Raw genomic sequence first — 24,316 nt, forward strand, 5'->3', positions numbered from 1 at the left:
CCTGTCCATACTAGTTTTATCCACTCGGACCAATTCAGGAGGAATCATGATCAGCGTGACCCCCGCCCGCGCCACCGACCTCGCCCCGGCCGCTGCGATCCTCGCCGAGGCCTTCTCGCAGGACCCGGTGATGTCGAGCGTCGTCCCGGGTTCGACGCGACGACGCGAGCGGCTCACCGACCTGTTCCACGCGCTTCTGGCCAGCGGCCCGTACGCCACGGGCACGGTCGACCTCGCCCGCGATGCCGACGGCACGATCTTGGGCGTCGCCGCATGGGAAGGACCTCACGCCGAGCGGGGAGCCTTCGGCCGTCAGGCGGCGGAGCTGCCCCGATTCGCCCGGGCCCTCGGCTGGCTCGGGATGCCGCGGGCCCTCGCCCTGCTCTCGCGCCTCGCCCGCCACCGGCCGCGCGCTCCGCACTGGTACCTCGCGGAGATCGGCGTGAGCTCCGCGGCGCGCGGCAGGGGCGTCGGCAAGGCTCTGCTGTCTGCGCAGCTCGAGACCCTCGACACGACGCGCCAGGTCGCGTACCTGGAGTCGTCCACGCCCGACAACCGGCGGCTCTACCGCCGCCTCGGATTCGAGGAGCTCAGCCCGATCGAGGGGCTGCCGGGAGCGCAGCCCGTCGCGATGCTGCGCCTGCCCGCCGCGCGATAACGTGCTGGCATGGACCGATCCGGCGATGACAAGTGGCGTCCGCTCGTGGCCGCACTCGCGAACGACCGGGTCCGCGAGGCGTTCGCCCGGCTGACGCTCGGCGCCAGCGCTGACGACGCTCTCGAGGGCCTGTCGCCGTCGCGTCGGCGCCACGTGGTCGACACGCTGCAGCGCGCCGGACTCGTCACGGACGACCTGCGGGCGGACGGCGGTGTGTTCGCCCGCGTCCTCGCGTCCGCTCCGGCGGCGCCGAGACCGACCGGTGTCGAGCGCCACCTCTCGCGAGAGGGGCGTCTCACCGGCTACCCGTCGAGCCCGACGGAGCGTCGTGAGCTGCTCAGGGTCCTCGCCCACCGGGTGCTGCGCCCGGGGGAGGTTCTCGACGAACGCGGGATCAACGAGCGACTCGCAGCACTCACCGACGATGTGGCCGTGCTCCGCCGATATCTCGTCGACCACGAGCTCGTCGAACGCACCCGCTCCGGCACCGAGTACGCGCTGGTCGCCGACCCTTCTCAGTCGTAGGAGGCGAGCACGCGCCGCTCGATGCCGTCGAGCCGCATCGTCCCGCCGTACGGCACGATCCACTGGGGGCGGGTGTGTCCGAAGGGCACCCCGACGCAGACGACCGCGTCGGGGTTGTACCGCTGGACCAGCTCGGTGACCACCTCGCGCTGCGCGTCGCGTCGCGCGCGGCGGGTCTCGGCATCCGGCTCGTCGTCGAACGCGCTGACGGGCGGACGCGCGACCAGCACGCCGGCGGCGGCGCCGAGGATGCCGCGCTCCCCCAGCGCTCTGACCCACCGGGCGACGAGGCGAGGCGAGGGCAGTTCCTCGCTCGTCTCCAGCAGCAGGATGCCGCCGCGCAGGTCCTCGGGATCCGGCATCCGTCCCGCCACGCCGATCTCGTCGAGCACGTCGAGGCACCCGCCCCAGGTGCGCCCTTCGACGACGCGTTCGGCCCCGGACCACGTCCACGGTTCGGTCGCGCGGCGGTCGCCGTACGAGGTGAGTGCCCGCGGGTCGAGCCAGTCGACCCCGATGTCCTCGGACTCGCCCGGCTCCGTGAGTTCCACTTCACCGCCGTCGAAAAGAGCGGCGCGCAGGGACTGCAGATGGATGGCGTCGATTGCCGGCCCCGCGCCGATGTGCACCTGCGTCGACCCGCCGTAGAAGCCGGGGACGCCGGCCTGCCAGAGCGCATTCAGCAGGTGCGTGTTGTCGCTGTAGCCGACGAAGGGCTTCGGGTCGGCGAGCGCGTGGCCCACGTCGACGTGCGGAACGACGGTGATCTGGTCGTCGCCGCCGATGCTCGCGAACACCGCACGGACATCGGATGCCGCGAATGCCGCCTCGACGTCGGCCGCGCGGGCGCGCGGGTCGGCGCCCAGCATCCGCGTCGTCGGGTACTCCACCGGTTCGAGCCCGAGGTCGTCCCGGATCCGACGAAGCGCCTGCTCGTGCACCGCGGGCGCGAAGCCGGGCGCGGCGAACGACGGCGACAGCACGGCGACGCGGTCGCCACGACGGAGTTTCGGGAGGGTCCGGAACGGGCGAGGCATGCCCCCATCGTGGCATCTGGACGACCGTCACCCGGTGTTCACCGGCGATTCACCGCGTCGCAGGAACGCCGACGGATCCTGGAACGGATCTGCACGAGAGGACCCCCCTGTGACCACTGTGGAACCCCCCACCACCCGCACGAACCTGCCGCTCGCCGCCCACGCCGTCGGCAAACGCTCCGCGGTGACCTGCCAGTTCAAGTGCGCCAACGCGTGCCTCGGCCCGGAGTGCAACGGGTCCGACAACCCGACGTTCCGGAGCATCGCCGAGATCGCGCTCTCGCGTCGGATGCTGATCGGTGCGGCCGCGGCGAGCGCCGTCGTCGTCGCCACTGACGCGTTCGGTGTCGTGAACCCGACGTCAGCCTCGGCGCACCCCGGTGGACCGGTCGAATCGACGTGGGGCTGGGGACACCACAGCCTGCCGTTCCAGCCGATCGCCCCGGTCGCGGCATCCGTCGATGCGCTCACGGTGCCCAAGGGATACACGTGGTCGCCGATCATCCGCTGGGGCGACCCCCTGTTCTCGGATGCGCCGACGTTCTCGCTCGAGGGCCAGAGCCGCGCGTCGCAGGAGCGGCAGTTCGGCTACAACAGCGACTACCTCGACATCCTCGCCGATCGCAGCGGCAAGACGGGCGTGCTCGTCAACAACCACGAGTACGTGAACCCGAACATCATGTTCCCGCCGTCGACGGATGCCGCCGAGCTCCGCCGCCGCGGCGAGGTCTACAAGGCCGCGCAGGGCATGTCCGTCGTCGAGATCGAGCGCCGTCGGCGCGGCAAGCCGTGGCACTACGTCGTCGACGGGCGCCGCAACCGGCGCATCACCGTCGAGACCGTGTTCGAGCTCACCGGTCCCGCCGCCGGCTCCGATCTCGTGAAGACGGCCGCCGACCCCGAGGGCCGCTGGGTCCACGGCACGCTCGGCAACTGCTCGGGCGGCACCACCCCGTGGGGCACGATCCTCTCGGGCGAGGAGAACTTCACCGGATACTTCGCGTGGGCGGCGGACACCGCCGGCCAGAAGCGATACCAGGCGAGCGCCTCGCGGACGACCTCGACCGGGTGGGAGCAGTACGACCCCCGGTTCGACTCGTTCGACCCCGGCTACGTCAACGAGCCCAACCGCTTCGGCTACATCGTCGAGATCGACCCGGACGACCCCACCTCGACGCCCAAGAAACACACCGCGATGGGCCGCTTCAAGCACGAGGGCGCGAACGTCATCGTCGCGGAGGACCGCCGCGTCGTGGCCTACATGGGCGATGACGAGCGCAACGACTACCTCTACAAGTTCGTGTCGAAGAACCGCATCAGCTCGTCGCGCAAGAAGAACATGATGCTGCTCTCGGAGGGCGACCTGTACGTCGCGCGGTTCCGCGGAGACTCCCCCGCGAGCCAGATCGACGGGTCCGGAAAGCTTCCCGCCGACGGTTCCTTCGACGGGACCGGCGAGTGGATCGCACTGACCCGCCACGGCAAGAGCGTCGTGCCCGGCATGACGACCGAGGAGGTCCTCGTCTACACGCGCCTCGCCGCCGACAAGATGGGGGCGACGAAGATGGACCGCCCCGAGGACGTGCAGCCGAGCCTGCGCACGGGCAAGGTCTACGTCGCCCTGACGAACAATTCCGACCGCGGCAAGACCTCGATGGTGGATGAGGCGAACCCCCGCACCGGAAACCGCTTCGGCCACGTGCTCGAGATGACCGAGCGCCGCGGGCAGGCGGGCACGTCATTCGGGTGGAGCATCCTGCTGCAGTGCGGCAATCCCTCGGATCCGAGCACCTACTTCGCCGGGTACCCGAAGGACAAGGTGTCGCCGATCTCGTGCCCCGACAACCTCGCGTTCGACGAAGACGGCAACCTCTGGATCTCGACGGACGGCGCTCCCAGCACCATCGGATTCAACGACGGACTGTTCCGGGTCCCTCTCACCGGACGGGAGCGCGGGCGCGTGCAGCAGTTCCTCGCCGTGCCGCGCGAGGCCGAGACGTGCGGCCCGGTGATCCACGCGCGCGAGAAGCTCGTGTTCGTCGCCGTGCAGCATCCCGGCGAGAACGGCACCGTCGCGGCGCCGACGTCGCTGTTCCCCGACTACGGCTCGACGCGTCGCGGCGACGTACCGAACGCACCGCGTCCGTCGGTCGTGCAGGTGTACCCGGGCTGATCGCACGGGAGACGCGAAGGGAGGGGGTCGACGTCGCGTCGGCCCCCTCCCTTCGTCAACGGACGACGCCGATCGGGTCGCCGGTGCGCGCGAGGTCGGCTTCGAGCTCGCGGACGATCGGGATGACCTTCTCACCGAACGCCTCGAGCTCCTCCTGGAAGTGCAGGAAGCCGAGCAGGAACAGGTCGACGCCGCGCTTCTTGTAGGCGATGATGCGCTCGGCGACCTGCTCGGGCGGGCCGAACAGCTGGGTCCGGAAGCCGTCGTTGTACTGCACGAGGTCCTCGAACGAGGAGTCGGCCCACATCCCCTTGCGGTCCGCGGTGGATGCCCCGGCCTGCTGCACGGACCTGCGGAAACCCTCGACCGAAGCCGGATCGGCCTGCGCGATGATCTCGCGCAGCTGCTCGCGGGCCTCAGCCTCGGTGTCGCGGACGATCGCGAACCCGTTGAGCCCGAACCGCACGGTCCGGCCGTGCTCCGCGGCGACCCGCGTGACGTCGTCGTACTGCTCGGTGAAGCCGTCGAAGTCCTTCCCGTTGGAGAAGTACCAGTCGGCGTGCGCACCGCCGTTGAACCGCGCGGCCGTCGAGTTGCCGCCCTGGAAGATGTCCGGATGCGGCCTGCCGGGCACCGGGTACGGCCCGGGGCGCAGCGTGAAGTCGTTCACCCGGTAGAAGTCGCCGTGGAACTGCACGTTCTCCTCGGTCCAGAGCTTCCGCAGGACCTGGATGAACTCGGCCGAGCGACGGTAGCGCTCGTCGTGCTCGAGCCAGGGCAGGCCGAGCTTCGTGTACTCGTCCTTGAACCAGCCCGAGACGACGTTGACGGCAGCGCGACCCTTCGAGAACTGGTCGGCGGTGAGGATGAACTTCGCGAGCACCGCCGGCTCCCAGAGGCCGGGGTGCACCGCGGCGATGACCTTCAGCTTCTCGGTTGCGAGCAGTAGGGCGAGGCTGATCGAGGTCGACTCGTGCTGCTGCGCGGCGCCGTAGCTCGACAGGTAGCGCACCTGGCTCAGCGCATACTCGAACCCGACGCGCTCGGCCGTCTGGGCGAGCTTCACGTTGTACTCGTAGTCCCAGGACGTCCGCTGCTCGATGTTCGAGACCACGAGGCCGCCGCTGACGTTGGGTACCCAGTAGGCGAACTTCGGCGGCTCGTGGGTCGAGGCCGGGTCGAACGAGGAGGTCTGCTCGGTCATGGTGTTCTCCCTGGGCTGGCGACGCGGTCGGGCGACGCGATCGGATGGGTTCCCCGGAACCTTCCGCCCGGGCGCCGGGCAGTGTCAATCGATGTGAACGCGTGTGTCGGGGCGTGACGGTGTGTGTCGGCCCGTGACGACGGGATGCCGCGATTCACGTCACAAACGCGCCTCGCGCGGATTCGGCGAGTAGCAAGGGTGCGACGACCACGACCCCACTGCTGAGAGGCGACGACATGACCCGGCATCCCGACCCCGCGCTCCACGACGAGCTCTCGCTCGGCACCGACTACGAGACGCTCGCGGCGCGGTTCCGGCCGCTGTTCGCGCAGATCACCGACGGCGCGGTGGACCGCGAGAACGACCGTCGGCTGCCGCGCGAGGAGATCCGGCTGCTCACCGATGCCGGGTTCGGCGCCGTCCGTGTCCCGCGTGCGTACGGCGGATCCGGGGCATCCCTCCCCCAGCTGATCGAGCTGCTCACCGAGCTCGCTGCCGCCGACTCCAACATCCCGCAGGCGCTGCGGGGCCACTTCGCCTACGTCGAGGACCGCCTCAACCAGCACGCGACCGTCGACCAGTCGGCCTGGTTCACGCGCTTCGTCTCGGGCGAGATCGCCGGGAACGCCTGGACCGAGATCGGCGAGGTGAAGGTCGGCGACGTCAACACGAAGGTCACCCGTCGCGGCGACGACCTCGTCGTCAACGGCACCAAGTTTTACAGCACCGGGAGCATCTTCGCCGACTGGCTCGACGTGTACGCAGAGCACGACGGCGTCCCCGTGATCGCGATCGTGCGCGCCGATCAACCCGGAGTGACCGTCCACGACGACTGGGACGGCTTCGGGCAGCGCACGACCGGCAGCGGCACGACGATCCTCGAGGACGCCCGCGTCGATCCCGACGACATCACCGTCTTCGCCGATCGCTTCCGCTACCAGACGGCCTTCTACCAGCTCGTCCACCTCGCCACGCAGGCCGGCCTCGTCGCGGGCGCGGCGCGGGAGGTCGCGGCACACGCCCGCGCCCGCACGCGTGTCTTCAGCCACGGCTCCGCCGGAACCTGGGCCGAGGATCCGCTCGTGCAGCAGACCGTCGGAGTCGCGACCGCGCAGGGATTCGCTGCCCGGGCGGTCGCGGTGCGGGCGGCCGAATCCGCGCAGGACGCCTACGTGGCGCGCTTCGCGGGCGATCCCGAAGCCGAGGAACGCGCCAATCAGCGCGCCGAGATCGAGTCCGCCCAGGGCCAGATCGTCCTCACGTCCCTCTCCCTCGAGGCGACGAGCACCGTGCTCAACGCGCTCGGCGCGTCGGCTGTCTCCGAGACGAAGCGCCTCGACCGCTTCTGGCGCAACGCCCGCGCCGTGTCGTCGCACAACCCCGTCATCTTCAAGCAACGCATCGTCGGCGACTGGGCGATCAACGGCACGCCCGCCCCCTATGTGTGGGCGATCGGGCAGCAGCGGACGACCGCCGCCGCGGCGCGGTGAGGGCCACACCGGACACCGAGCTGGCTCATCACAGATTGATAACAGGAATCTCTTGCCACCGTTATCTCGTCGTTATACAGTCATTGCACGGTAGTTGTTTTGCTGTGGCAGCTACCGACATGTGATTGCAGGACACTCTTGGTGCAAAGGGACAAGGGCCGGCTGGATGCCTCTCCAGCCGGCCCTTACTGCGTGACGCGTCAGGCGGTTCCGCTCCGGCGACGACGAATCGTCAGCACTGCACCGAGGGCGAGGAGAGCCGTTCCGACGCTTCCCGCGATCCACAGCGGAGCCGACTGACCTCCGGCCGAGGCTAGCTCCCGGTCGACGATCGCGGCAGCTTCGCCGTCGGCGACCGTCACCGCAGCCCAGCCGACGAGCTCGCCGGACTCATCGACGACCGCGACGCGATGCGTCCCCGCTTCGAGGTCGGCCGGCAGCGCGAAGGTAACGGAACCCGAGGCATCCGCCGTCACCTGTCCGAGTGCAGTCGGTGTCGAGTAGATGAACCCGTAGTACTTCTCGCCCGCCGTCAGCCCGGAGACCACGATGCGATCGCCGCGCACGGATGCCCGGATCCGCCCCTCCGCCGCGGTGGGGAGGTTGTCCCCGTTCGCGACGGGGGCGCTCGGCGCGCCTCCGGCCGAGGGCAGCGTGGGCTGAGGGGCAGGGGTCGGCTCCGGTTCCGGTGCGGGATCGGGGTCCGGGGTCGGCTCGGGGTCGGGGGTGGGCTCGGGATCCGGCGTGGGCTCGGGGTCGGGCGTAGGGGTGCCGTCGCCTTTTACGATCACGACGGAACCGTCCTCGCGAACGGTGACCTTCGCGGCCATGGCGGCGGCGAGGTTCATCCGCTGCCAGCTCTCCTGCTCACCCACGTCGAGCGGGTTGCCCGAGTCCGTCGCGGTCAGGGCGAGCACCTGGCGGCGCTGCTCCGGGGTCAGTCCGGGGTGGGCCGAGACGAGCAGCTCCTCCGCACCCGCAGGCACGACGACGGGAACGCCCTTCGGGCCGGTGGCGGGGAATCCGTAGCCCAGGTGCTCCTGGTAGTAGGCGAGAGCCTTGTCGGTCGTCAGGTACGGGACGTCCTTCGAGATGCAGTTCGCGAGAGTGTCGCCGCAACCGCGCTCGAGGACGCCGCGGAGCTCGTCGGCGGCCTCGTCCACGAGCTTGCGCATCGCGGGGTCGGCGAGACGGAGTGCGATGATCTTCTGGCCCATCATGCGGCCGCTGATGACGTCGAGCGGATAGTGAGCCGCCATCACGATGCGGTTGTTGCCGGCCTCGGCCGTGCGCGCGAGGATCTGCGGCGCGAGCTCGGGCAGCATCTCGGCGAGCGCCGTGCCCTGCCAGTACGCCTGCGACGTGTGCCCCGACGGGAACGACCCGCTCTTGGAGCCCCACGCGTCGCCGCCTTCCTTGTCCCGGTAGACGAGGTCCTTCGTGGTGTCGAGCCGCAGATAGGGACGCTTGTAGTCGAAGTAGTTCTTCGGCGGGTTGCTCGACGAGGTCGATCCGAGCTTGCCGCCTTCCTTGTTCAGGAGCCACGTCAGCTTCGGCAGCTCGCCGTCGGCGATGGCTTCGGCGTAGATCGCCCCGAGCTTCTCGCCGAAGGCGTCGCCCATGCTGACGGACATGTCCTGGTACTGGTCGACGATGGCGCGCTGCACCTGAGCATCGGATGCGGTGAGGTTGATCTCGCTCGTCAGCTCGTCGTTGTAATCCATGACGGCTGCGTTGCCGCCCTCGCCGCGATCCGTGCGGAGATCCTCGAAGACGTCCATCATCTGCACCGACCAGTTGTCGGCGCTGGGTGCCTTCGAATCGCCGGTCGACGCGGTGGCGTCCGACGCGTAGGTCGCGGTCTTCTGCTCTTCGGTGAAGCCGGCGGCCGCGAACGCGGGCCCGGCCGTCAGGGTGCAGGCGACGAGGACGCCGAGTCCGCCGATCGCCATTCCGGCACGAGTGCCTCGTCGTCTTGTCTGTGTCATCACGCTCACGGGCGCGCCTCACTTCCATCGGTTGCGGGAGTCGTCGCAGACTATCGATGACAGGGGTATTTGTCAGGACATAGCTACAACGCGGTTCATGAGAATGCTCTCCTCAAGGGGGAAACGCGATGTGACGTGCGAGTGACCGCGAGGCGACCGATGGCGCTCGTCGCGGGGGCACGCGGCGATACAGTTGACGCCATGACCGATCGACGCCTCGCCATCGCCGCGTGGGAGAGCCTCTTCCGCGCGCAGCACGAGGTCATGGCCGAGATCTCCCGGGACTTCGACGACGATCAGCTGTCCGGTGCCGAGTACGACGTCCTGCTGACGGTGACGCGCTGCGATGAGCACACCGCACGCCTGCGCGACGTGACCGCCAACATGCTCATCAGCCAGCCCAGCGTCTCGCGGCTGGTCGACCGGATGGTGGCACGCGGGCTCGTCTCCAAGCAGCCCGACCCGCAGGACGGCCGCGGCGCGATCCTCCGCGCTACCGACAAGGGCGCGACGATGTTCCGTCGGCTGGCGACGGTGCACGGCCGGACGATCGCCGAACGGATGTCGGTCCTCACCGACGACGAACTCGCACAGCTCGAGAAGCTGACCGCGCGCCTCCGCGGCGTGTGACGCACGCGAATCGCCCCGCATCCGAGACGGGATGCGGGGCGATTCGTCACAGCGGGAGCGCCGAACCGATCACTGGTCGATCGGCTGCGGCTCGCTCTCACGGGCGGCGATGGTCGGGGCAGAGCCCTCGGCGACCACCTCGACCTTGCGCGGCTTGGCCTTCTCGCTCACCGGGATGGTGACGGTGAGCACACCGTTGCTGTAGGTCGCCGTGATGGCGTCGGTGTCGATGCCCTGGCCGAGGTTCAGCTGGCGCAGGAAGCTCGCGGTCTCACGCTCGCGCGTGATCCACTTCACCCCGTCGGCCGCCCCCACGGTGCGCTCGGCGCGGATGGTGAGCAGCTGGCCGTCCACGTCGATGTCGACCGAGCCCGGGTCGATGCCCGGCAGGTCGGCGTTCAGGACGTAGTGGTCGCCGTCGCGGAACAGGTCCATCGGCATCCGTCGCGGGCCGCGGCGCGTGTCGAAGAGGGTCGACGCCAGGCGGTCGATGTCACGGAACGGGTCGTAGGTCGCCATGATTCTCTCCTTCGGTGATGTGGTCTTAAAGTTGAGCCCCTGCGGCTCAAGTACGTTCAGATTAGCACTCTGACCCTCCGAGTGCCAACGGTTCTCGCACGGCGAACGCCCACGTCGGAGACGGCCTTAGGCTGGCGACATGAGCGCCCACGAGACCGCCCCCGAGCCCGCCGACCCGTTCCTCTGGTTGGAGGAGATCGACGGACCCGAGGCCCGCGCCTGGGCAGCCGAACGGACCGCCGAGACCGAGGCGGCCTTCTCGGGCGACACCCGCACCGCGCTCGAGCGCCGCTTGACAGGCATCCTTCAGGACCCCGATCGACTCGTCGTCCCGAGCCGCCACGGCGATCTCATGTACGACCTGTGGCGGGATGCCGCGAACCCCCGCGGCCTGTGGCGTCGAGCTTCGCGCGCCTCGTTCGCGGCGGGAGCCCCGGTGTGGGAGGTCCTGCTCGACGTCGACGCGCTCGGCCGCGAGGAAGGCGTCGCCTGGGCGTTCGCGGGCGCGGCTCACGGACCTGCGGGCAGCGGCCGAGCGCTCGTGCGCCTGAGCCCCGACGGCGGCGACGCCGCGGTGGTGCGCGAGTTCGATCTCGAGGCGGGTCGCTTCGTCGACGACGCCCCCTTCGTCCTCGACGCGGAGAAGTCCATGATCGCGTGGGTCGACCGCGACACGCTGCTCGTCGCCACCGCCCTGCACGGCGGCGGCGTCACAGACTCGGGCTATCCGATCAGCGCCCGTGCGTGGCGACGCGGTGAGTCCCTCGATGACGCACCGCCCATCGTGACGGGCGTCGCGTCGGACGTGGGCGTGTTCGCGCACGTCGACCACACCGGCGGCACGGCGACGCCGATGGTGGTCGTCGCGCACGACTTCTTCCGCTCCGAGTCCTGGGTCTGGCACGGCGATGAGCCGCGGCTCATCGCCGTGCCGCAGGATGCGAACGTCGACGTCCACGGTGAGCTCGTCACCGTTCGCACGACGACCCCATGGCAGATCGGCGACACGACGCATCCATCGGGCACCCTCCTCATCGGACCGCTCCACACCGTCACGGAGGGCGACGGATCGGGACTCCGCGTCGCGTTCGCGCCCACCGACACCGCCGTCCTCGAGACGTGGACCTGGACGCGGAACCGACTCGTCCTGACGATCCTCGACCGCGTGCAGAGCCGCCTGGTGTCGCTCGACCCCGACACGCTCGTCGGTGTCGACATCGATCTGGGTCTCGGCGACGCCGACCTGTTCAGTGCGACGATCGCGACCGCCGACGACGACGAGGACGACGAGCTCTGGGTGGTCGCCCGCGGCTTCCTCACTCCCCCGACACTCCTGGTCCTCGCGCCCGGTGCGCAGCCCCGCGTCGTCGACCGCAGCCGTCCCACCTTCGACGCGTCGGGGCTCGTCGCGGAGCAGCACTGGGCGACGTCGGCCGACGGCACGCGTGTGCCGTACTTCGAGGTCGGCCCGCGCGAGCGCTCCGGCGCCCTCCCCGTCCTCATGAACGGCTACGGCGGGTTCGAGCACGCGCTGACGCCCGAGTACCCGACGATCGTCGGCCCGGCCTGGCTCGAGGAGGGACGCGTCTACGTCGTCGCGGGCATCCGCGGCGGGGGCGAGTTCGGTCCGGAATGGCACCTCGCCGCCCTGCGCGAGAACCGCCATCGTGCGTACGAGGACTTCGCCGCTGTCGCGCGCGACCTCGTCAGCCGGGGCGTCTCGACGTCCGACCGCATCGCCTGCCACGGCCGCAGCAACGGCGGGCTGCTCGTCGGAAACATGCTGACCCAGTACCCCGACGACTTCGGTGCGATCGTCTGCGGCGTGCCCCTCCTCGACATGAGGCGGTACACGCGGCTGTCCGCGGGGGCCAGCTGGATCGCGGAGTACGGCGACCCCGACGACCCGGCCGACTGGGAGTTCGTGAAGACCTTCTCGCCGTACCACCTGATCGAGCCCGGGCGGCGGTACCCGGCATCCCTCATCTACGCGGCCGCAAGCGACGACCGGGTCGGTCCCGTGCAGGCGCGCAAGATGGCGGCGCGGTTGGCGGACGAGACGGATGCCGAAGTGCACTACCTCGAGCCCATCGAAGGCGGACACTCCGGGGCGATCGACGCGGCCTCGACCGCCGCACTGCACGCGACGATCCACGCGTTCCTCGACCGCACGGTGGCGCGCGCCGACTGAGCGGCGGGGGCCCGCCCTCTACGCTGGGGGCGGGAGGTCCACCGCATGAGCACCATCGGGGCCGTCGAGGATGACCTCGCGGCGACGCTGTCCGCCGTCGCGGAGCGCGTCCGCATCGACGACGCCGCGGCCGAGCGGATCCGCCGGCACGTCCCGGATCTGCGCACGGCGCTGGCCCGACGCGGATCGTCTGCCGATCTCGTCGACCTCGTGACGGCGGCGGTCATCGCCGCGAACGGTCGCTCCCTCGACCTCAAGGTGCACGGCGAGCAGCGTGCCGCGAACCCCGCGCGCACGAGTTCGCGGTTCGCCCTCGGTGCCGCCTGCTACGCCGACCGGTACGCCGGCAACCTCGCCGGTCTCGGTGACGAGATCCCCGCGCTCCGCGACCTCGGCGTGAGCGTCCTGCACGTGCAGTCGCCGTTCGCCCGCCTGGAGGACGGCACGATCGACCTCCGCCGCGGCGACCCGGGCCTCGGATCGATCGACCGCCTCTCCGACCTGACGGGCCGGCTTCGGCTGTCGGGCATCTCGCTCGCGGTCGACGTCCCCGCGCGCGACGATCTCGCAGGGCTCGTGGACGATCTCCTCTTCCTCGCCGGACGCGGTGTCGAGGTCTTCCTCCTCCCGGCTCGCGACACGGTGGACGTCCTCGCCCCCGTGCTCGCGATCGGTGCACCGGGGGTCGATGTGCTCCCGGCATCCCCCGGTTCCGCTCCCCTCTGGCACGCGCTCGCCACGGGCGACGCGGCACCCCTGCAGCGCGCGCTCGAGGCACGCGACGGCAGTCTCGACGTCGCCGCGGTGCGGGATGCGGACGCGGTCGTGTGGCAGACGGATGCCGCCGAGCTCACCACCCGCTACACGGACGGCTCGTCGTTCGGCCGCGGCCTGCCGACGGCGGACGGCGTGGCCGGGACGACCGCGTCGCTCGCCGGGGTCGAGGCCGGCGACCCGCTCGGCGAAGCTCGCGTGGCCCTCGCGCACGCGTTCGTGCTGAGCGTGCCGGGCCTGCCCATGCTGTGGCTGGGCGACGAGGTCGGGCAGCTGAACGACCCGACGTTCCGCGACGATCCGGAGCGTCGTGACGACCCGCGATGGACGCACCGAGGTCAGAAGCCGCGCGATCGCTACGCGCAGCGGACGGATGCCGCAACCTCGGCCGGCCGCATCCACCGCGACCTCACGAAGCTCATCGCCGTCCGGCACACGACCCCGGAGTTCGACGGGTCGCGCCTGGTCGGTTTCGGGGTACCCGCGGCATCCGTCATCGGGTACCAGCGCCCAGGGAACGGCACCGTCGTGCTGGTGCTCGCGAACGTCGGCGCAGAGCCGGCGCACGTCCCCGCGGTGACACTGTCGGGCTTCGCCCATGTGGCTCTCGACCTGGTCGAGGGTGTCGAGGTCGGAATCGACGAAGGGCTCACGCTGCCCGCCTGCGGTTTCCGCTGGCTGCGCGTGAGCCCTGTCGTCTGAGTCAGGCGGAGGTCAGTCCTCGACGACCGTGACGGTGACCTCGATGTTGCCGCGCGTGGCGTTCGAGTAGGGGCACACCTGGTGTGCGGCGTCGGCGAGCGCCTGCGCCTGGTCGTGCGGGAGGTTCGGGATGACGACCTCGAGCTGGACGGCGAGACCGAAGCCACCCTCGCCGTTGGAGCCGATGCTGACGCGCGAGCCGACGCTGGTGTCCTCGAGGGTCACCTTCTGGGCGCGGGCGACGGACTGCAGGGCGCTGTGGAAGCACGCGGCGTAGCCCGCGGCGAAGAACACCTCGGGGTTCGGAGCGCCACCGGCGCCGCCCATCTCCTTGGGGACGCGCACGTCGGTGTCGACGAGGCCGTCGACGGTGCGGACGTGACCGTTACGGCCGCCTCCGGTAGCGAGTGCTTCTGCGGTGTAGAGAGCTTCCATGATGTCCTTCGGGTCAGGAGGCGATTGCCTCGTCGGTGGTACGCATGACGCGGTTCAGGTCGTGGACCACGTCGAGCAGCATCCGCGCCTTCTCCTCGTCGAGTCCGGTGCAGCGCGCGATCTCCGCGCCGACGACGGACAGCTCCGAGCGGAGCGCACGGCCGTCGTCCGTCAGCGAGACCTCCACGACGCGGTCGTCGTGAGGGCTGCGCGAACGGGAGACGATGCCGCGCGCCTCGAGGCGGCGGATGAGCGGCGACAGGGTGCCCGAGTCGAGGAAGAGCTCTGCGCCCAGCTCCTTGACCGACCGGGGCTCCTTATCGCCGAGAGCGACGATGACGAGGTACTGCGGATACGTCAGCTTCCACGGCGCGAGCACGCGCCGGTACGCCTGCCCGAAGGCGTGGCTGGCCGAGTACACCCCGAAGCACACCATCTGGTCAGTCGCTCTCATACCGATATGGTTGCACGCAATCGAGTTGCTCACAACTTAACTGAGGGTGAACGACGGTCGCGGCCATACTGAGGTCATGGGGACGACGGATGCCGCGATGGCCGACGCGTTTAAACGGGCGGAGATCGTCGGCACCGGCCGCGCTGCCCGGCCGTTGCGGTCCGCCCTCGAACGCGACCCTCACGACGCCGACCTGAGAACCGCGCTGGTGGTGCTCTACCGCGCCGGCGGAGCGCGCGAGCAGGCCGGTCGATACTCCGTCGCCGCACCCGACGCGGACCCCGACGAGGTGTCCGCCTACCTGCGCTGGGCGATCGCACAGGGAGCCGATGAGGCGCGCGTCCGGCGCCTCAGCCTCCTCGATGACAGCCAGCCGCTGCCGGAGGGCTTCGTCGCGGATCTCGCGGCCGGCAGGGCACGACGCACGCCCGCCGAGGCGTGGGACGCGCAGGGCGGTACCGGGATGTTCGTTTTCGGAGCACTGATCGCCGTCACGTTGGTCGCGACGTTCGCGGCCGTGATCTTCTGGGCACCGGCCGCGCCCTTCATCGCTCATCTGGGGTCGCGCCTGGTCGCGCTGGCGTGGGCCGTCGCCTTCGCCTGCTTCACTGTCGGCGACGCCCTCCGACACCGGAGGTGGGATGCCGCGTGGAAGGGCGTCGCATCCGTGGTGCTGTTCACCTTCGGCGCGGCGGGTCTGGTGAGCCTGTTCACCGGTGGGGTCTGAGTGAGCCGCGTCCTCGTCTTCTCGGGCGGAACGGATTACGCCGACCCGTGGCATCCGTTCGCCGAAACGAGTGCGATCGTCGCGGACGTGCTCCGGGAGGAGGGTGACGCCACGGTCGTCGACACGCTCGAGGACCTCGCCGCGCGGATCGACGCTGCGGACCTGCTCGCGATCAACGCGGGCGGCGGCACCGCGCCGCATCCGCTCGACGCGCGCCTCGCCGAGATCCTCGTGCGCTACAGCGGTCCGCTGCTCGCCCTGCACGTCGCGGCGACGCTGCTGCCGGAGCACGCGGCGTGGGAGGCGCGTCTCGGCGGACGCTGGGTGCGCGACGTGACCTTCCACCCCGAGCGTGGACCGCTGCGCGTGCGTGCCGTCTCGGCATCCGTGGCGGATCTCACTGCTCTCGACACGGTGGACGAGGCGTACACGGCACTGCGGGTCTCCCCCGAGGCCGAGGTCCTCCTCGTGCACGACGACGCCAACGGGGTCGCGCACCCGCTCGCCTGGACGCACGAGAACAACGGATGCCGCGCCGCCTACAGCGCGCTCGGTCACGACGCAGAGGCCTACGCGTCGCCGCTCGCGCCGGAGATCGTCCGACGGCTCACCCGCTGGCTACTGGGCTAACGGGCGGAGAACAAGAAAAGCCCCGCCGAAGCAGGGCCTTTCTCAGACTGTCTCAACACAGTGTGCGCCCGAAGGGACTCGAACCCCTAACCTTCTGATCCGTAGTCAGATGCTCTATCCATTGAGCTACGGGCGCATGGCCTGTTTCCGGGCCGAGGAAAAGCATACGTCACGACCGGCCCCAATCCGAAATCGAGCCGCTACTCCAGTTCGCCCGGGTCGATCCCGGCGGGATCGGACTCGAGGATCGGCTCGGGTTCGGCGCCGCCGTCGCGGAGCGCCTGCTGCTTCGCGACGCTCCGACGGTGCGCGCGGAGCTTCGGCAGGTCGACGAGGCGCAGCGCCTGCATCCGGGCCACCCGCATCCGCTCGTAGTCGGCGTCGAGGTCGGGACGGGCGGCAGCGATCCGCAGCGAGCGGTCGATGTTCTTCGACACCTCGGCCCAGGCGGCATCGCGTGCATCGGCGATGAGCTTGCGCAGCTCGTCCTGATCCTCTGATCGGGCGCGCAGCTCCTTCGCGACGTGGAGCGACTGCTTGCGGCGTCGGCGCAGGTTGCGGACGTCTCGGCTGCGGTAGTCGTGCGTCCCGCTCGAGTCGGAGTACCGGTTGCGGGCGGCCTTGCGCTCGCGCTCGGTGCGCGCGGCATCCGCTTCGGCTTCTTCGGCGAGCGAGATGAGGATGTCGCGGGCATCACCGAGGAAACGATCCGAATCGAAGTCGTCGCCGTCGACGAGGATGTCGACGAGGATGCGGTTCTTCAACGCCAAACGTGTCGCCGCGGACGCGATGTAGAGCCCCTCGGCGACGACCTCTCGGGTCTTGACCCGTTCGTTGTCCGTCACGCTCACCCCTCGCCTCCCAGTCTATCGAGACAGGGGTGTCGGATGCCGGTCAGCCGAGCGTCGGCAGCGCGTGACCCGCCGGCCCGTCGCCGCGCAGCGGCGGGAACCGCCAGGCGAGGGATGCCGGGCCGTTCGGAGCGATGTCGACGTGAAGGGTGTGCGGGGTCTGGATCATGCGCAGCCGTGCGTGCCACGCGCCGTCGGCACCGACGCCGGCGACAGAGCGGAACGGCACCGCGTCGAGCCCCTCGGCGGGCGCGGGCCACTCCCCCGCGGCCCAGTCACCTCGCCCGACCGGCAGCGTCACGTCGACCCCGGCGCCCAGGAATCGGACGTTCCAGCCTCCGTCCGCCTCGGACACCTCGACGCGCTCAGCGCCGGGAACCGGCCCGTTGCTCGTGAAGGGTCCGGGAGGGTAGACGGCCGCGTCCACGTCGAACGTTCCCGAGAAGCCCGTGCCGCTGTCATCGGGCAGCGGCAGCGCCAGCGACGACAGCCGCTCCGCGAGGGCGGCATCCGCGTCCGCGGACCCGGCACCGGCCATCGCCGGACGCAGGTGCTCCGTGATGAGGTTCAGGAGCGTCTGCATGTCGATCGTCTCGGCCGTCGTGATGATGACGGCATCCTCTTCGGGCCACACGACGATGAACTGCCCGTACGCGCCGTCGCCGCGGAAGCCGTTCCGGTTCATCCAGTACTGGAAGCCGTAGCCCTGCTGCCAGTCGATCGGATCGGGGGCTCCGGGACCGCGGTGCGCCGTGTCGTTGTCCATCTGCTTCGACGTCGCGGTCGCGACCCACTTAGGGTCGAGGATCTGCTCGCCCTGCCAGCGGCCGCCGTCGAGCATCAGCTGCCCGGTCTTCGCGAGCGACTCCGTGAACACGTGGATGCCGCTGAAACCCATCTCGACGTCGCCGAGCATCATCCACTGGGCCTCGTGGATGCCGAGCGGCTCGAGCAGCCGCGGCCGCAGGTAGTCGAGGATCGTGCCACCGGTCGTCTTCGCGACCAGACGCCCGACGCCGTAGATCGTCGGCTGACTGTAGGCGAAGACCGTACCGGGCTCGCGGTCGGGCGCGACGCGGAAGAACCCGCCGAGCACGTCGCCGCCGACCTCGCGCGAGGCGGCAGCCGCACGATCGAGCGCTTCGCTCTCGTGGCCGCTCGCCATCGTCAGCGCATGACGGACGAGGTAGCGGCGGTACTTGTCGTCGAGGTCATCGGGGACGAGCTCGGGGAAGTGATCGACCATGACGTCGTCGAGCCCGAAGCGGCCCTCCGAGATCGCGAGGCCCGCGGCCGCCGAGGTGAACGTCTTCGACAGCGAGTAGACGAGGTGCTTCAGGTCGGGCGCGAACGGCGCCCACCAGCCCTCTGCGATGACGTGCCCGTGCCGGAGCACCATGAGGCTGTGCATCTCGGTGTCGGTCTGACCGATCGCGTCGATGAGGCGGTCGACACCGGCGGCATCCACCCCCTGCGCGGACGGAGTGGACCGGGGCAGGGAGGAGGACGTCGACGTCATGCGTCCATCGTAGGGACGGCGGGCTATCAGACCGCCGAGATCCGCCAGGATGCCGCGAACGTCGCCCCGGGCGCCAGCACGAGCAGTCCCGCGTCGTAGTCGTAGGCGCTCGCGTTGAACGCATCGGGCGCGCACGTCATCGGCTCGACGGCGAGTCCCTTCCGGTGTCCCGGGTGGGCGGCTCCGGTCGGCTTGTCGGCGGTGTGCACCTGCACCCACGGGCACTCGGCGCCCCACGAGACCTCGACGCCGACACCCGACGGGTCGGTGACGCGGACCGTCGCGGTGCCGTCGGCATCCGTCTCGATGCCGGTGAACGCGTGGTCGAGCTCCACCTCGCCGAGGACGCGCGGCGAACGACGGTCGAACCGGTCCGGCTCGTAGTCGGTGACGGCGTGAACGGCGACGGGGCTGAGCCGGTCGGGCGTGACCTCGAGGACGGATGCCGCGGGCAGCGCGAGCGTCCATTCGTCCAGTGGCGCCGGGCCGGCGACGACGTAGGGGTGCGGGCCGGTGCCGAACGGCGCCGGCGACGTGCCGAGGTTGCGCGCCCGGACGGTCTGGGTCAGGCCGTCGGCGGCGAGCGCGTACGTCGTCTCGACGCGGACCCGCCACGGATAGCCGGTCTGCGGCTCGATGACCGCGGCGAGCGTCACGCTGTCCTCGGAGCGCTCGACCTCGGCGAACTCGAGCCACGCGACGAGCCCGTGGAGCGCGTGCGAGCGGTTCGGCTCGGTGAGCGCGGTGACGAACTCCTCGCCGTCGAAGGTGTAGGTGCCGTCGACGATGCGGTTGGGCCAGGGCGCGAGGGTCGCACCCCGGTAATCGGGTCGCACCTGGTCGGCCTCGAACGGAACGACGAGGTCACGGCCGTCGTGGCGCAGCTCGCGGAGCGTCGCTCCCACCGAGGCGATGACGGCGTCGTAGGCGCCGGAGCGCAGCGAGAACTGGACGCCCGAGAGCGGGGCGGGGGCTGAGGTCACGGGCGGAGCATCACTTTCAGGGCGGCGCGGTCATCCATCAGGCGGTAGCCGTCGGCGGCCTCGCCGAGGCCCAGCTCGCGATCGAAGACGGCCCCGGGGTCGACTGTACCGTCGAGGACTCCGGGCAGGAGGCGGTCGATGTAGGCGCGGACCGGAGCGACGCCGCCGGTGACGGTGATGTTCTTCTCGAACTGCACGCGCTGCAGCGGAGCGTCGGCGTACTGCGGCACACCCACCCGCGTCACAGTGCCCCCGGCGCGCACGGCGCCGAGCGCCTGCTCGTAGGCGGGGAGGTGCCCGACGGCGTCGATGACGACGTGCGCCCCGAGGCCGCCGGTGAGCTCGCGGACGGCGGCAACACCCTCGTCACCGCGCTCGGCGACGACGTCGGTCGCGCCGTACCGGCGGCCGAGGTCGGTGCGCGCCTCGTGCCGCCCCATGAGGATGATGCGCTCCGCGCCGAGTTGCCGCGCCGACAGGACGGCGAGCAGGCCCACGGCGCCGTCGCCGATGACGACGACGTCCTTGCCGGGGGCTGCGCCGCCCGTGACGGCGGCGTGCCATCCCGTGCCGTACACGTCGCTCAGAGTGAGGAGCCCCGGCATCCGCTCGTCGTCCTCGGCGACGTCGACGCGGTAGAGCGTGCCGTCCGCGAAGGGCGCGCGGCGGCGCTCGGCCTGCGCACCGCCCGCGCCGGTGGGCTTCGTGGTGCCCGCGTGGACGCAGGAGGTCTGCAGACCCGCGCGGCAGAACTCGCACTCACCGCACGAGAAGACGAACGGGACGATGACGACGTCTCCGGGCGACACGGTGCGGACCTCCGCACCGACCTCTTCGACGACACCGACCATCTCGTGCCCCATCGAGCGGCCCTTCTCGCTGGGGTTCATCGAGTGGTACGGATGCAGGTCGCTGCCGCACACGCAGGCCACGACGGTGCGGAGCACGGCGTCGGTGGGCTGTTCGATCCGGGGTTCGGGTGCGTCGACCACTCGGACGTCGCCGGGGCCGTACATGTAAGCAGCTCGCATCCTCCGATTCAACTACGGATGCCGCTTGCGCGGGCTGTGCGAGTCTGTCGCCATGACCGCTCCCCACGATGTCGCGATCGTCGGTGCGGGCCTCGCGGGGCTCCGCGCCGCGACCCTGCTCGCCCGTGCCGGACGCGACGTCGTCGTGCTCGAGGCCGGCGACGACGTCGGCGGACGGCAGCGGACCGACGTCGTCGACGGTTTCCGTCTCGATCGCGGGTTCCAGGTGCTGAATCCCCGCTATGACGCGCTGGCGCGAGCGGTGGACCCCGCAGACCTCGATCTGCGCCCGTTCCCCGTCGGCGTCCGCGTGGTGCGCGGTTTACGCTCGGACGTCCTCGCGCACCCGCTGCGGCATCCCGGGATGCTGCCCGCCACCGTCGCGGGCGCGTTCTCAGGACTCGTGTCGTCGGCGGACGTCGTGGCCGCGGCGCGGTGGCTGCTGCCCGCGATCGTGCGACCGGCATCCGTCGTGAACGGACCGGACAAGACGCTGCACGAGGCGTGGGACCGCGCCGGTCTCACCGGGCCGCTCCGCCGTGCGGTGCTCGAGCCGTTCCTGACCGGGGTGCTCGCCGACGACGGCGACGCGACCTCGGCGGCGTACGCGACACTGCTCGCGCGGCTGTTCGCGCTCGGACGGCCGGGTGTTCCGACGGCGGGCGTCGCCACGCTGCCGCGGCGGCTCGCCGAGCTCGCCCGCGCGGCGGGTGCGGACATCCGGCTGTCACGGCCGGTCGAGAGTGTGACGGTGCGCGGCGACCGCGTCGACCTCGGCGGAGCGGAGCCTCTGTCGGCGCGCGAGGTGATCGTCGCGGTCGGCGGCGAGGCCCTCTCGGGGCTGACGGGCGAACCGGCGCCGCCGATGCGTGGGCTGCAGACGTGGTGGTTCGGAACGGGGGCGGAGGCACCGGCATCCGCTCTGCTCACGGTCGACGGCGAGCGCTCGGGTCCGATCGTGAACAGCGTCGTGATGTCGCGCACCGCTCCCGGGTACGCACCCGCGGGGAGGCACCTCGTCGCGGCGAGCTGTCTGCTGCGGGATGCCGCCGATGAGAGGACCGTGCGGGCGCAGCTCACGCGCATGTGGGGCGGCGAGGCCGCGTCGTGGGAGCTGCTGCGCCGCGACGACATCCCGCACGCGCTGCCCGCGCTCGCGCCGCCGATGCGGCACGCGTCGCCGGTGAGACTGACGGAGCGGGTGGTCGTCGCGGGCGATCACCGCGAGACGCCGTCGATCGCAGGCGCGCTCGTGTCAGGCGAGCGGGCGGCCGCAGCGGTGCTCGGTCAGGGCTGATCGCCGGTCGCGACGGGTCGGTCGGGGTGGTTCGACCACTGGCTCCACGAGCCGCCGTACAGCGCGGCGTCGATGCCCGCGAGGCTGAGCGCGAACGCCGCCTGCGCGGCCGAGACCCCCGAGCCGCAGCTCACGCCTACGGCGGTGTCGCCGGCGACCCCGAGCGCCTCGTAGCGCGCACGGAGCTCGTCGGGTGAGCGGAACCGCCCGCGCTCATCGACGTTGCCGCCGGTGGGCGCGTTCACCGCGCCGGGGATGTGGCCCGCACGCGGATCCATCGGCTCGACGTCGCCCCGGTACCGCTCCGGCGCGCGGACGTCGAACAGGATGCCGGTGGTCGGCAACGCGGCGGCCTCGTCGATGTCGAGGCGGGTGAGGTGTCCCGGGGTGAGGGCGACGTCGCCGCGGGCGGCGTGGACGGGTCCCTCCTCGAGCGGCAGACCGGCGTCGCGCCAGGCCTGCAGACCGCCGTCGAGAACGCGGACGTCGGGCACACCGGCATCCGTCAACACCCACCAGGCACGCGCGGCGCCGAACGTCTGCCAATCGTCGTAGACCACGACGGTGTCGCCCTTGTCGACGCCCCACCGCCTCGCCGCCGTCTGCAGGTCGGCGATCTCGGGGAGCGGATGCCGCCCGTCTTCCGGCGCGCCGTGGGCGGCCAGTTCGTCGTCGAGACTCACGTACACCGCGGTCGGGATGTGTCCCGCCTCGTAGTCGTCGCGTCCGTCGGGTCGGTCGAGGCGCCACCGGACGTCGAGGACCGTGAGCGCAGCGGCATCCCGGATCAGGTCGTCGAGCTCTGCGGGGGTGATCAGTCGCGCACGCGTCATGCCCCGACCCTACGTCGGCGGCCATCGACGCGGCGGTTCGGCTCGGCTCGGGAACCTCGACACGTCTCGGATGGTCGCTCCCGGCCCGGCGCGGCGACCACCTGCGACGTCTCGGCGACATGACGATGCCGGGACCCCGATAGCGGGGCCCCGGCATGTCGGGGATGCGGGATCACCGCATACGGGTGATCAGTTGCCCAGGACGCCGTCGACCAGGTCGTTCACGCTGGAGGACACGTCACCGACCGTGCTGTCGACATCGCTCGTGATGTCCTTGACGAGGTCACCGGTCTTCGACGAGACGTCGGTCTTGGGAGACACGTCCGTGTTCGGCGAGACGTTCGTGTCGTTGCCCGAACCCACGTCGTTGCCGTTGCCGACCTCGTTGCCCGAACCGACGGGTGCGTCGACCGAGGTGTCGTTGCCCGAACCGACCGGCGCGTCGACGCTGTTGCCGGATCCGATCGGCGCGTCGTTGCCGGAGCCGATGTCGCCGACCGACAGGTCACCCGTCGACACGTCGCCCAGCAGCTGGCTGTCGAGGAGCGACGAGACCGACGCCGCGAGATCGTTGTTCGCGTTGAGGAAGTCGGTGAAGCCCTCCGCAGCGGTGGTGGTCGTGGTGGTGTCCTCGCTCTGCGCGGCGTTCGCCGGAAGGGCGAATCCCGCGGTGAGGGCGACGGCCGCGAGGCCGGTCGAGCCGAGGACGATCGTCCGCTTCAGGTTGGTACGCATGATCTGTTTTCCTTCCTTGAGTGCGGCTTTCGCACGATGGGTTGTCCGGACAGCCCCCGAGATCGGATTGGATCGGATGCCGATTCATCGCCCGCTGAGCTCGTCGCACGCCCCCGCGATCCGCGTCGAATCGGGGCTGAACGGGGAAACCTGGAAGGTTCTTATGAGTGCCGTCGGGCGGCATCCGTCGACCCGACGCGATGTGCGCGAACGGATGCCGAATGACAGCAGTTCGCGTCGGGTCGAGACGTCGCAGGTCAGGCGAGCGCGCCGGGCGACACGCCCAGCAGGGCCGCGAGCGCGCGGCGGGTGAGGTCGGTGCGGGCCGGATCGGCGCGCCACCGCACGAGCCCCTGAGCACCGAGCCCATCGATGACGGCGAGCAGGTGCCAGGCGATCGCGTCGGCGTCGACGGCACCGAACTCGCCGCGCTCGCGCCCCCGCTCGATCTCGGCGGCGAGCGCGCGCTGCCACGCGTCCATCTCGGCACGCACGCGCGTGGCGAGCTCCTCGTTGCGGGTACCCAGCGCCCACCCCTGCACCCAGACGAGCGTGACGTCGTTCGGCTCCTCACCGAACACGGTGTCGAGCAGGATGCCGAGACGCGTCGTCGCGGCATCCGTCACCCGCATCGCGGCCAGCACCGTCCGCAGCTCCTCGGCGACGACAGCACCGAACGTGTCGGCCACGAGCGAGTCCATGCCGCCGACGTGGTGCGCGACGAGCCCCGGGGCGACGCCCACGCGGGCGGCGACGGCGCGCAGAGTGACGGCGTCGAGACCCTCGATGAGGGCGATCTCGCGCGCGGCGACGGCTATCTCATCGCGCCGCTCGGCGGGGCTCTTACGGGCCCGGCGGACGGTTGACGCCTGCGTCATGGACTCGATACCCTCCCCTTGTTGATCAAACGATCAATAAACTACCCGACAC

At 70.8% G+C, this 24,316-nt stretch carries 23 protein-coding genes and 1 tRNA gene; 10 read left to right on the top strand and 14 right to left on the bottom strand.

The features are described 5' to 3' along the window. Window positions 1-46: 46 nt before the first annotated feature. Window positions 47-658, top strand: a complete 612-nt coding sequence (locus BBA86_RS10490; RefSeq protein WP_065571513.1) for a GNAT family N-acetyltransferase — start codon at window positions 47-49, stop codon at window positions 656-658. 9 nt (window positions 659-667) lie between these two features. Next, window positions 668-1,183, top strand: a complete 516-nt coding sequence (locus BBA86_RS10495; RefSeq protein WP_065571514.1) for a DUF2087 domain-containing protein — start codon at window positions 668-670, stop codon at window positions 1,181-1,183. Here the strand turns inward: BBA86_RS10495 and BBA86_RS10500 are convergent. Next, on the bottom strand, window positions 1,174-2,220 hold the full coding sequence (locus BBA86_RS10500; protein ID WP_065571515.1) for a S66 peptidase family protein: 1,047 nt from the start codon (window positions 2,218-2,220) through the stop codon (window positions 1,174-1,176). The two genes, BBA86_RS10495 and BBA86_RS10500, sit on opposite strands and share 10 nt — an antisense overlap. Before the next feature lie 109 nt (window positions 2,221-2,329). Between BBA86_RS10500 and BBA86_RS10505 the strand changes: the two genes are divergently transcribed. Further along, a complete protein-coding gene (locus BBA86_RS10505) occupies window positions 2,330-4,393 on the top strand; it encodes a PhoX family protein (RefSeq protein ID WP_083199538.1) in 2,064 nt (687 codons plus the stop codon). Window positions 4,394-4,448: 55 nt separating this feature from the next. Here BBA86_RS10505 and sfnG read toward each other — a convergent pair whose 3' ends face one another. Then, a complete protein-coding gene (gene sfnG, locus BBA86_RS10510; RefSeq protein WP_065571517.1) occupies window positions 4,449-5,597 on the bottom strand; it encodes a dimethylsulfone monooxygenase SfnG in 1,149 nt (382 codons plus the stop codon). Window positions 5,598-5,833: 236 nt separating this feature from the next. Here sfnG and BBA86_RS10515 point away from each other — a divergent pair, with 236 nt between their 5' ends. Continuing rightward, entirely contained in the window at window positions 5,834-7,087 is a 1,254-nt protein-coding gene (locus tag BBA86_RS10515) for an acyl-CoA dehydrogenase family protein (RefSeq protein WP_065571518.1), read from the top strand. Between the two features lie 200 nt (window positions 7,088-7,287). On the opposite strand, the gene BBA86_RS10520 is transcribed toward BBA86_RS10515, so the two are convergent. Next, window positions 7,288-9,039 carry an acid phosphatase gene (locus BBA86_RS10520; RefSeq protein WP_223247070.1) on the bottom strand — a complete coding sequence of 584 codons (1,752 nt, stop codon included), beginning with the start codon at window positions 9,037-9,039 and terminating at the stop codon, window positions 7,288-7,290. 237 nt (window positions 9,040-9,276) lie between these two features. Between BBA86_RS10520 and BBA86_RS10525 the strand changes: the two genes are divergently transcribed. Next, window positions 9,277-9,705, top strand: coding sequence for a MarR family winged helix-turn-helix transcriptional regulator (locus BBA86_RS10525; protein ID WP_018185507.1), 429 nt, complete (start codon window positions 9,277-9,279; stop codon window positions 9,703-9,705). A gap of 69 nt (window positions 9,706-9,774) precedes the next feature. Here BBA86_RS10525 and BBA86_RS10530 read toward each other — a convergent pair whose 3' ends face one another. After that, on the bottom strand, window positions 9,775-10,224 hold the full coding sequence (locus tag BBA86_RS10530; protein ID WP_065571520.1) for an Hsp20/alpha crystallin family protein: 450 nt from the start codon (window positions 10,222-10,224) through the stop codon (window positions 9,775-9,777). Window positions 10,225-10,363: 139 nt separating this feature from the next. Here BBA86_RS10530 and BBA86_RS10535 point away from each other — a divergent pair, with 139 nt between their 5' ends. After that, the gene (locus BBA86_RS10535) at window positions 10,364-12,415 is read left to right on the top strand and encodes a prolyl oligopeptidase family serine peptidase (RefSeq protein WP_065571521.1); all 2,052 of its coding nucleotides are present in this window, start codon (window positions 10,364-10,366) and stop codon (window positions 12,413-12,415) included. A 45-nt stretch (window positions 12,416-12,460) separates the two neighbouring features. Then, a complete protein-coding gene (locus BBA86_RS10540; protein ID WP_065571522.1) occupies window positions 12,461-13,891 on the top strand; it encodes a DUF3459 domain-containing protein in 1,431 nt (476 codons plus the stop codon). A gap of 12 nt (window positions 13,892-13,903) precedes the next feature. Here the strand turns inward: BBA86_RS10540 and BBA86_RS10545 are convergent, their stop codons facing one another. Beyond that, complete coding sequence (locus BBA86_RS10545) at window positions 13,904-14,326, bottom strand: organic hydroperoxide resistance protein (protein WP_020097977.1); 423 nt, start codon at window positions 14,324-14,326, stop codon at window positions 13,904-13,906. A 13-nt stretch (window positions 14,327-14,339) separates the two neighbouring features. Continuing rightward, the gene (locus BBA86_RS10550; RefSeq protein WP_065571523.1) at window positions 14,340-14,762 is read right to left on the bottom strand and encodes a MarR family transcriptional regulator; all 423 of its coding nucleotides are present in this window, start codon (window positions 14,760-14,762) and stop codon (window positions 14,340-14,342) included. A gap of 94 nt (window positions 14,763-14,856) precedes the next feature. Here BBA86_RS10550 and BBA86_RS10555 point away from each other — a divergent pair, with 94 nt between their 5' ends. After that, entirely contained in the window at window positions 14,857-15,507 is a 651-nt protein-coding gene (locus tag BBA86_RS10555; protein ID WP_065571524.1) for a DUF6584 family protein, read from the top strand. Beyond that, complete coding sequence (locus BBA86_RS10560; protein WP_065571525.1) at window positions 15,508-16,137, top strand: ThuA domain-containing protein; 630 nt, start codon at window positions 15,508-15,510, stop codon at window positions 16,135-16,137. 63 nt (window positions 16,138-16,200) lie between these two features. Here BBA86_RS10560 and BBA86_RS10565 read toward each other — a convergent pair. The 5 genes from BBA86_RS10565 to BBA86_RS10585 all read right to left on the bottom strand — a co-directional run bounded on the left by BBA86_RS10565 (window position 16,201) and on the right by BBA86_RS10585 (window position 20,521). Continuing rightward, window positions 16,201-16,273 (bottom strand) — tRNA-Arg (locus BBA86_RS10565). A gap of 64 nt (window positions 16,274-16,337) precedes the next feature. Continuing rightward, complete coding sequence (locus BBA86_RS10570; RefSeq protein ID WP_223247072.1) at window positions 16,338-16,988, bottom strand: asparagine synthase; 651 nt, start codon at window positions 16,986-16,988, stop codon at window positions 16,338-16,340. A gap of 43 nt (window positions 16,989-17,031) precedes the next feature. Then, window positions 17,032-18,507, bottom strand: coding sequence for a serine hydrolase domain-containing protein (locus tag BBA86_RS10575; RefSeq protein WP_065571526.1), 1,476 nt, complete (start codon window positions 18,505-18,507; stop codon window positions 17,032-17,034). Between the two features lie 26 nt (window positions 18,508-18,533). Next, window positions 18,534-19,490 carry an aldose 1-epimerase family protein gene (locus tag BBA86_RS10580; protein ID WP_065571527.1) on the bottom strand — a complete coding sequence of 319 codons (957 nt, stop codon included), beginning with the start codon at window positions 19,488-19,490 and terminating at the stop codon, window positions 18,534-18,536. After that, window positions 19,487-20,521, bottom strand: coding sequence for a zinc-binding dehydrogenase (locus tag BBA86_RS10585; RefSeq protein ID WP_065571528.1), 1,035 nt, complete (start codon window positions 20,519-20,521; stop codon window positions 19,487-19,489). Before BBA86_RS10585 ends, BBA86_RS10580 begins: the two co-directional genes overlap by 4 nt. Window positions 20,522-20,573: 52 nt before the next feature. Here BBA86_RS10585 and BBA86_RS10590 point away from each other — a divergent pair, with 52 nt between their 5' ends. Next, window positions 20,574-21,818, top strand: coding sequence for an NAD(P)/FAD-dependent oxidoreductase (locus BBA86_RS10590; protein WP_065571529.1), 1,245 nt, complete (start codon window positions 20,574-20,576; stop codon window positions 21,816-21,818). Here BBA86_RS10590 and BBA86_RS10595 read toward each other — a convergent pair. The 3 genes from BBA86_RS10595 to BBA86_RS10605 form a co-directional block, all read right to left on the bottom strand. Beyond that, the gene (locus BBA86_RS10595) at window positions 21,809-22,651 is read right to left on the bottom strand and encodes a sulfurtransferase (protein WP_065571530.1); all 843 of its coding nucleotides are present in this window, start codon (window positions 22,649-22,651) and stop codon (window positions 21,809-21,811) included. The two genes, BBA86_RS10590 and BBA86_RS10595, sit on opposite strands and share 10 nt — an antisense overlap. 189 nt (window positions 22,652-22,840) lie before the next feature. Next, entirely contained in the window at window positions 22,841-23,386 is a 546-nt protein-coding gene (locus BBA86_RS10600; protein WP_065571531.1) for a hypothetical protein, read from the bottom strand. 257 nt (window positions 23,387-23,643) lie between these two features. Further along, window positions 23,644-24,264 carry a TetR/AcrR family transcriptional regulator gene (locus tag BBA86_RS10605; RefSeq protein WP_065571532.1) on the bottom strand — a complete coding sequence of 207 codons (621 nt, stop codon included), beginning with the start codon at window positions 24,262-24,264 and terminating at the stop codon, window positions 23,644-23,646. Window positions 24,265-24,316: the final 52 nt, after the last annotated feature.

The sequence above is a fragment of the Microbacterium oleivorans genome (assembly GCF_001691565.1).
In the GTDB taxonomy this organism is placed as follows: domain Bacteria; phylum Actinomycetota; class Actinomycetes; order Actinomycetales; family Microbacteriaceae; genus Microbacterium; species Microbacterium oleivorans_B.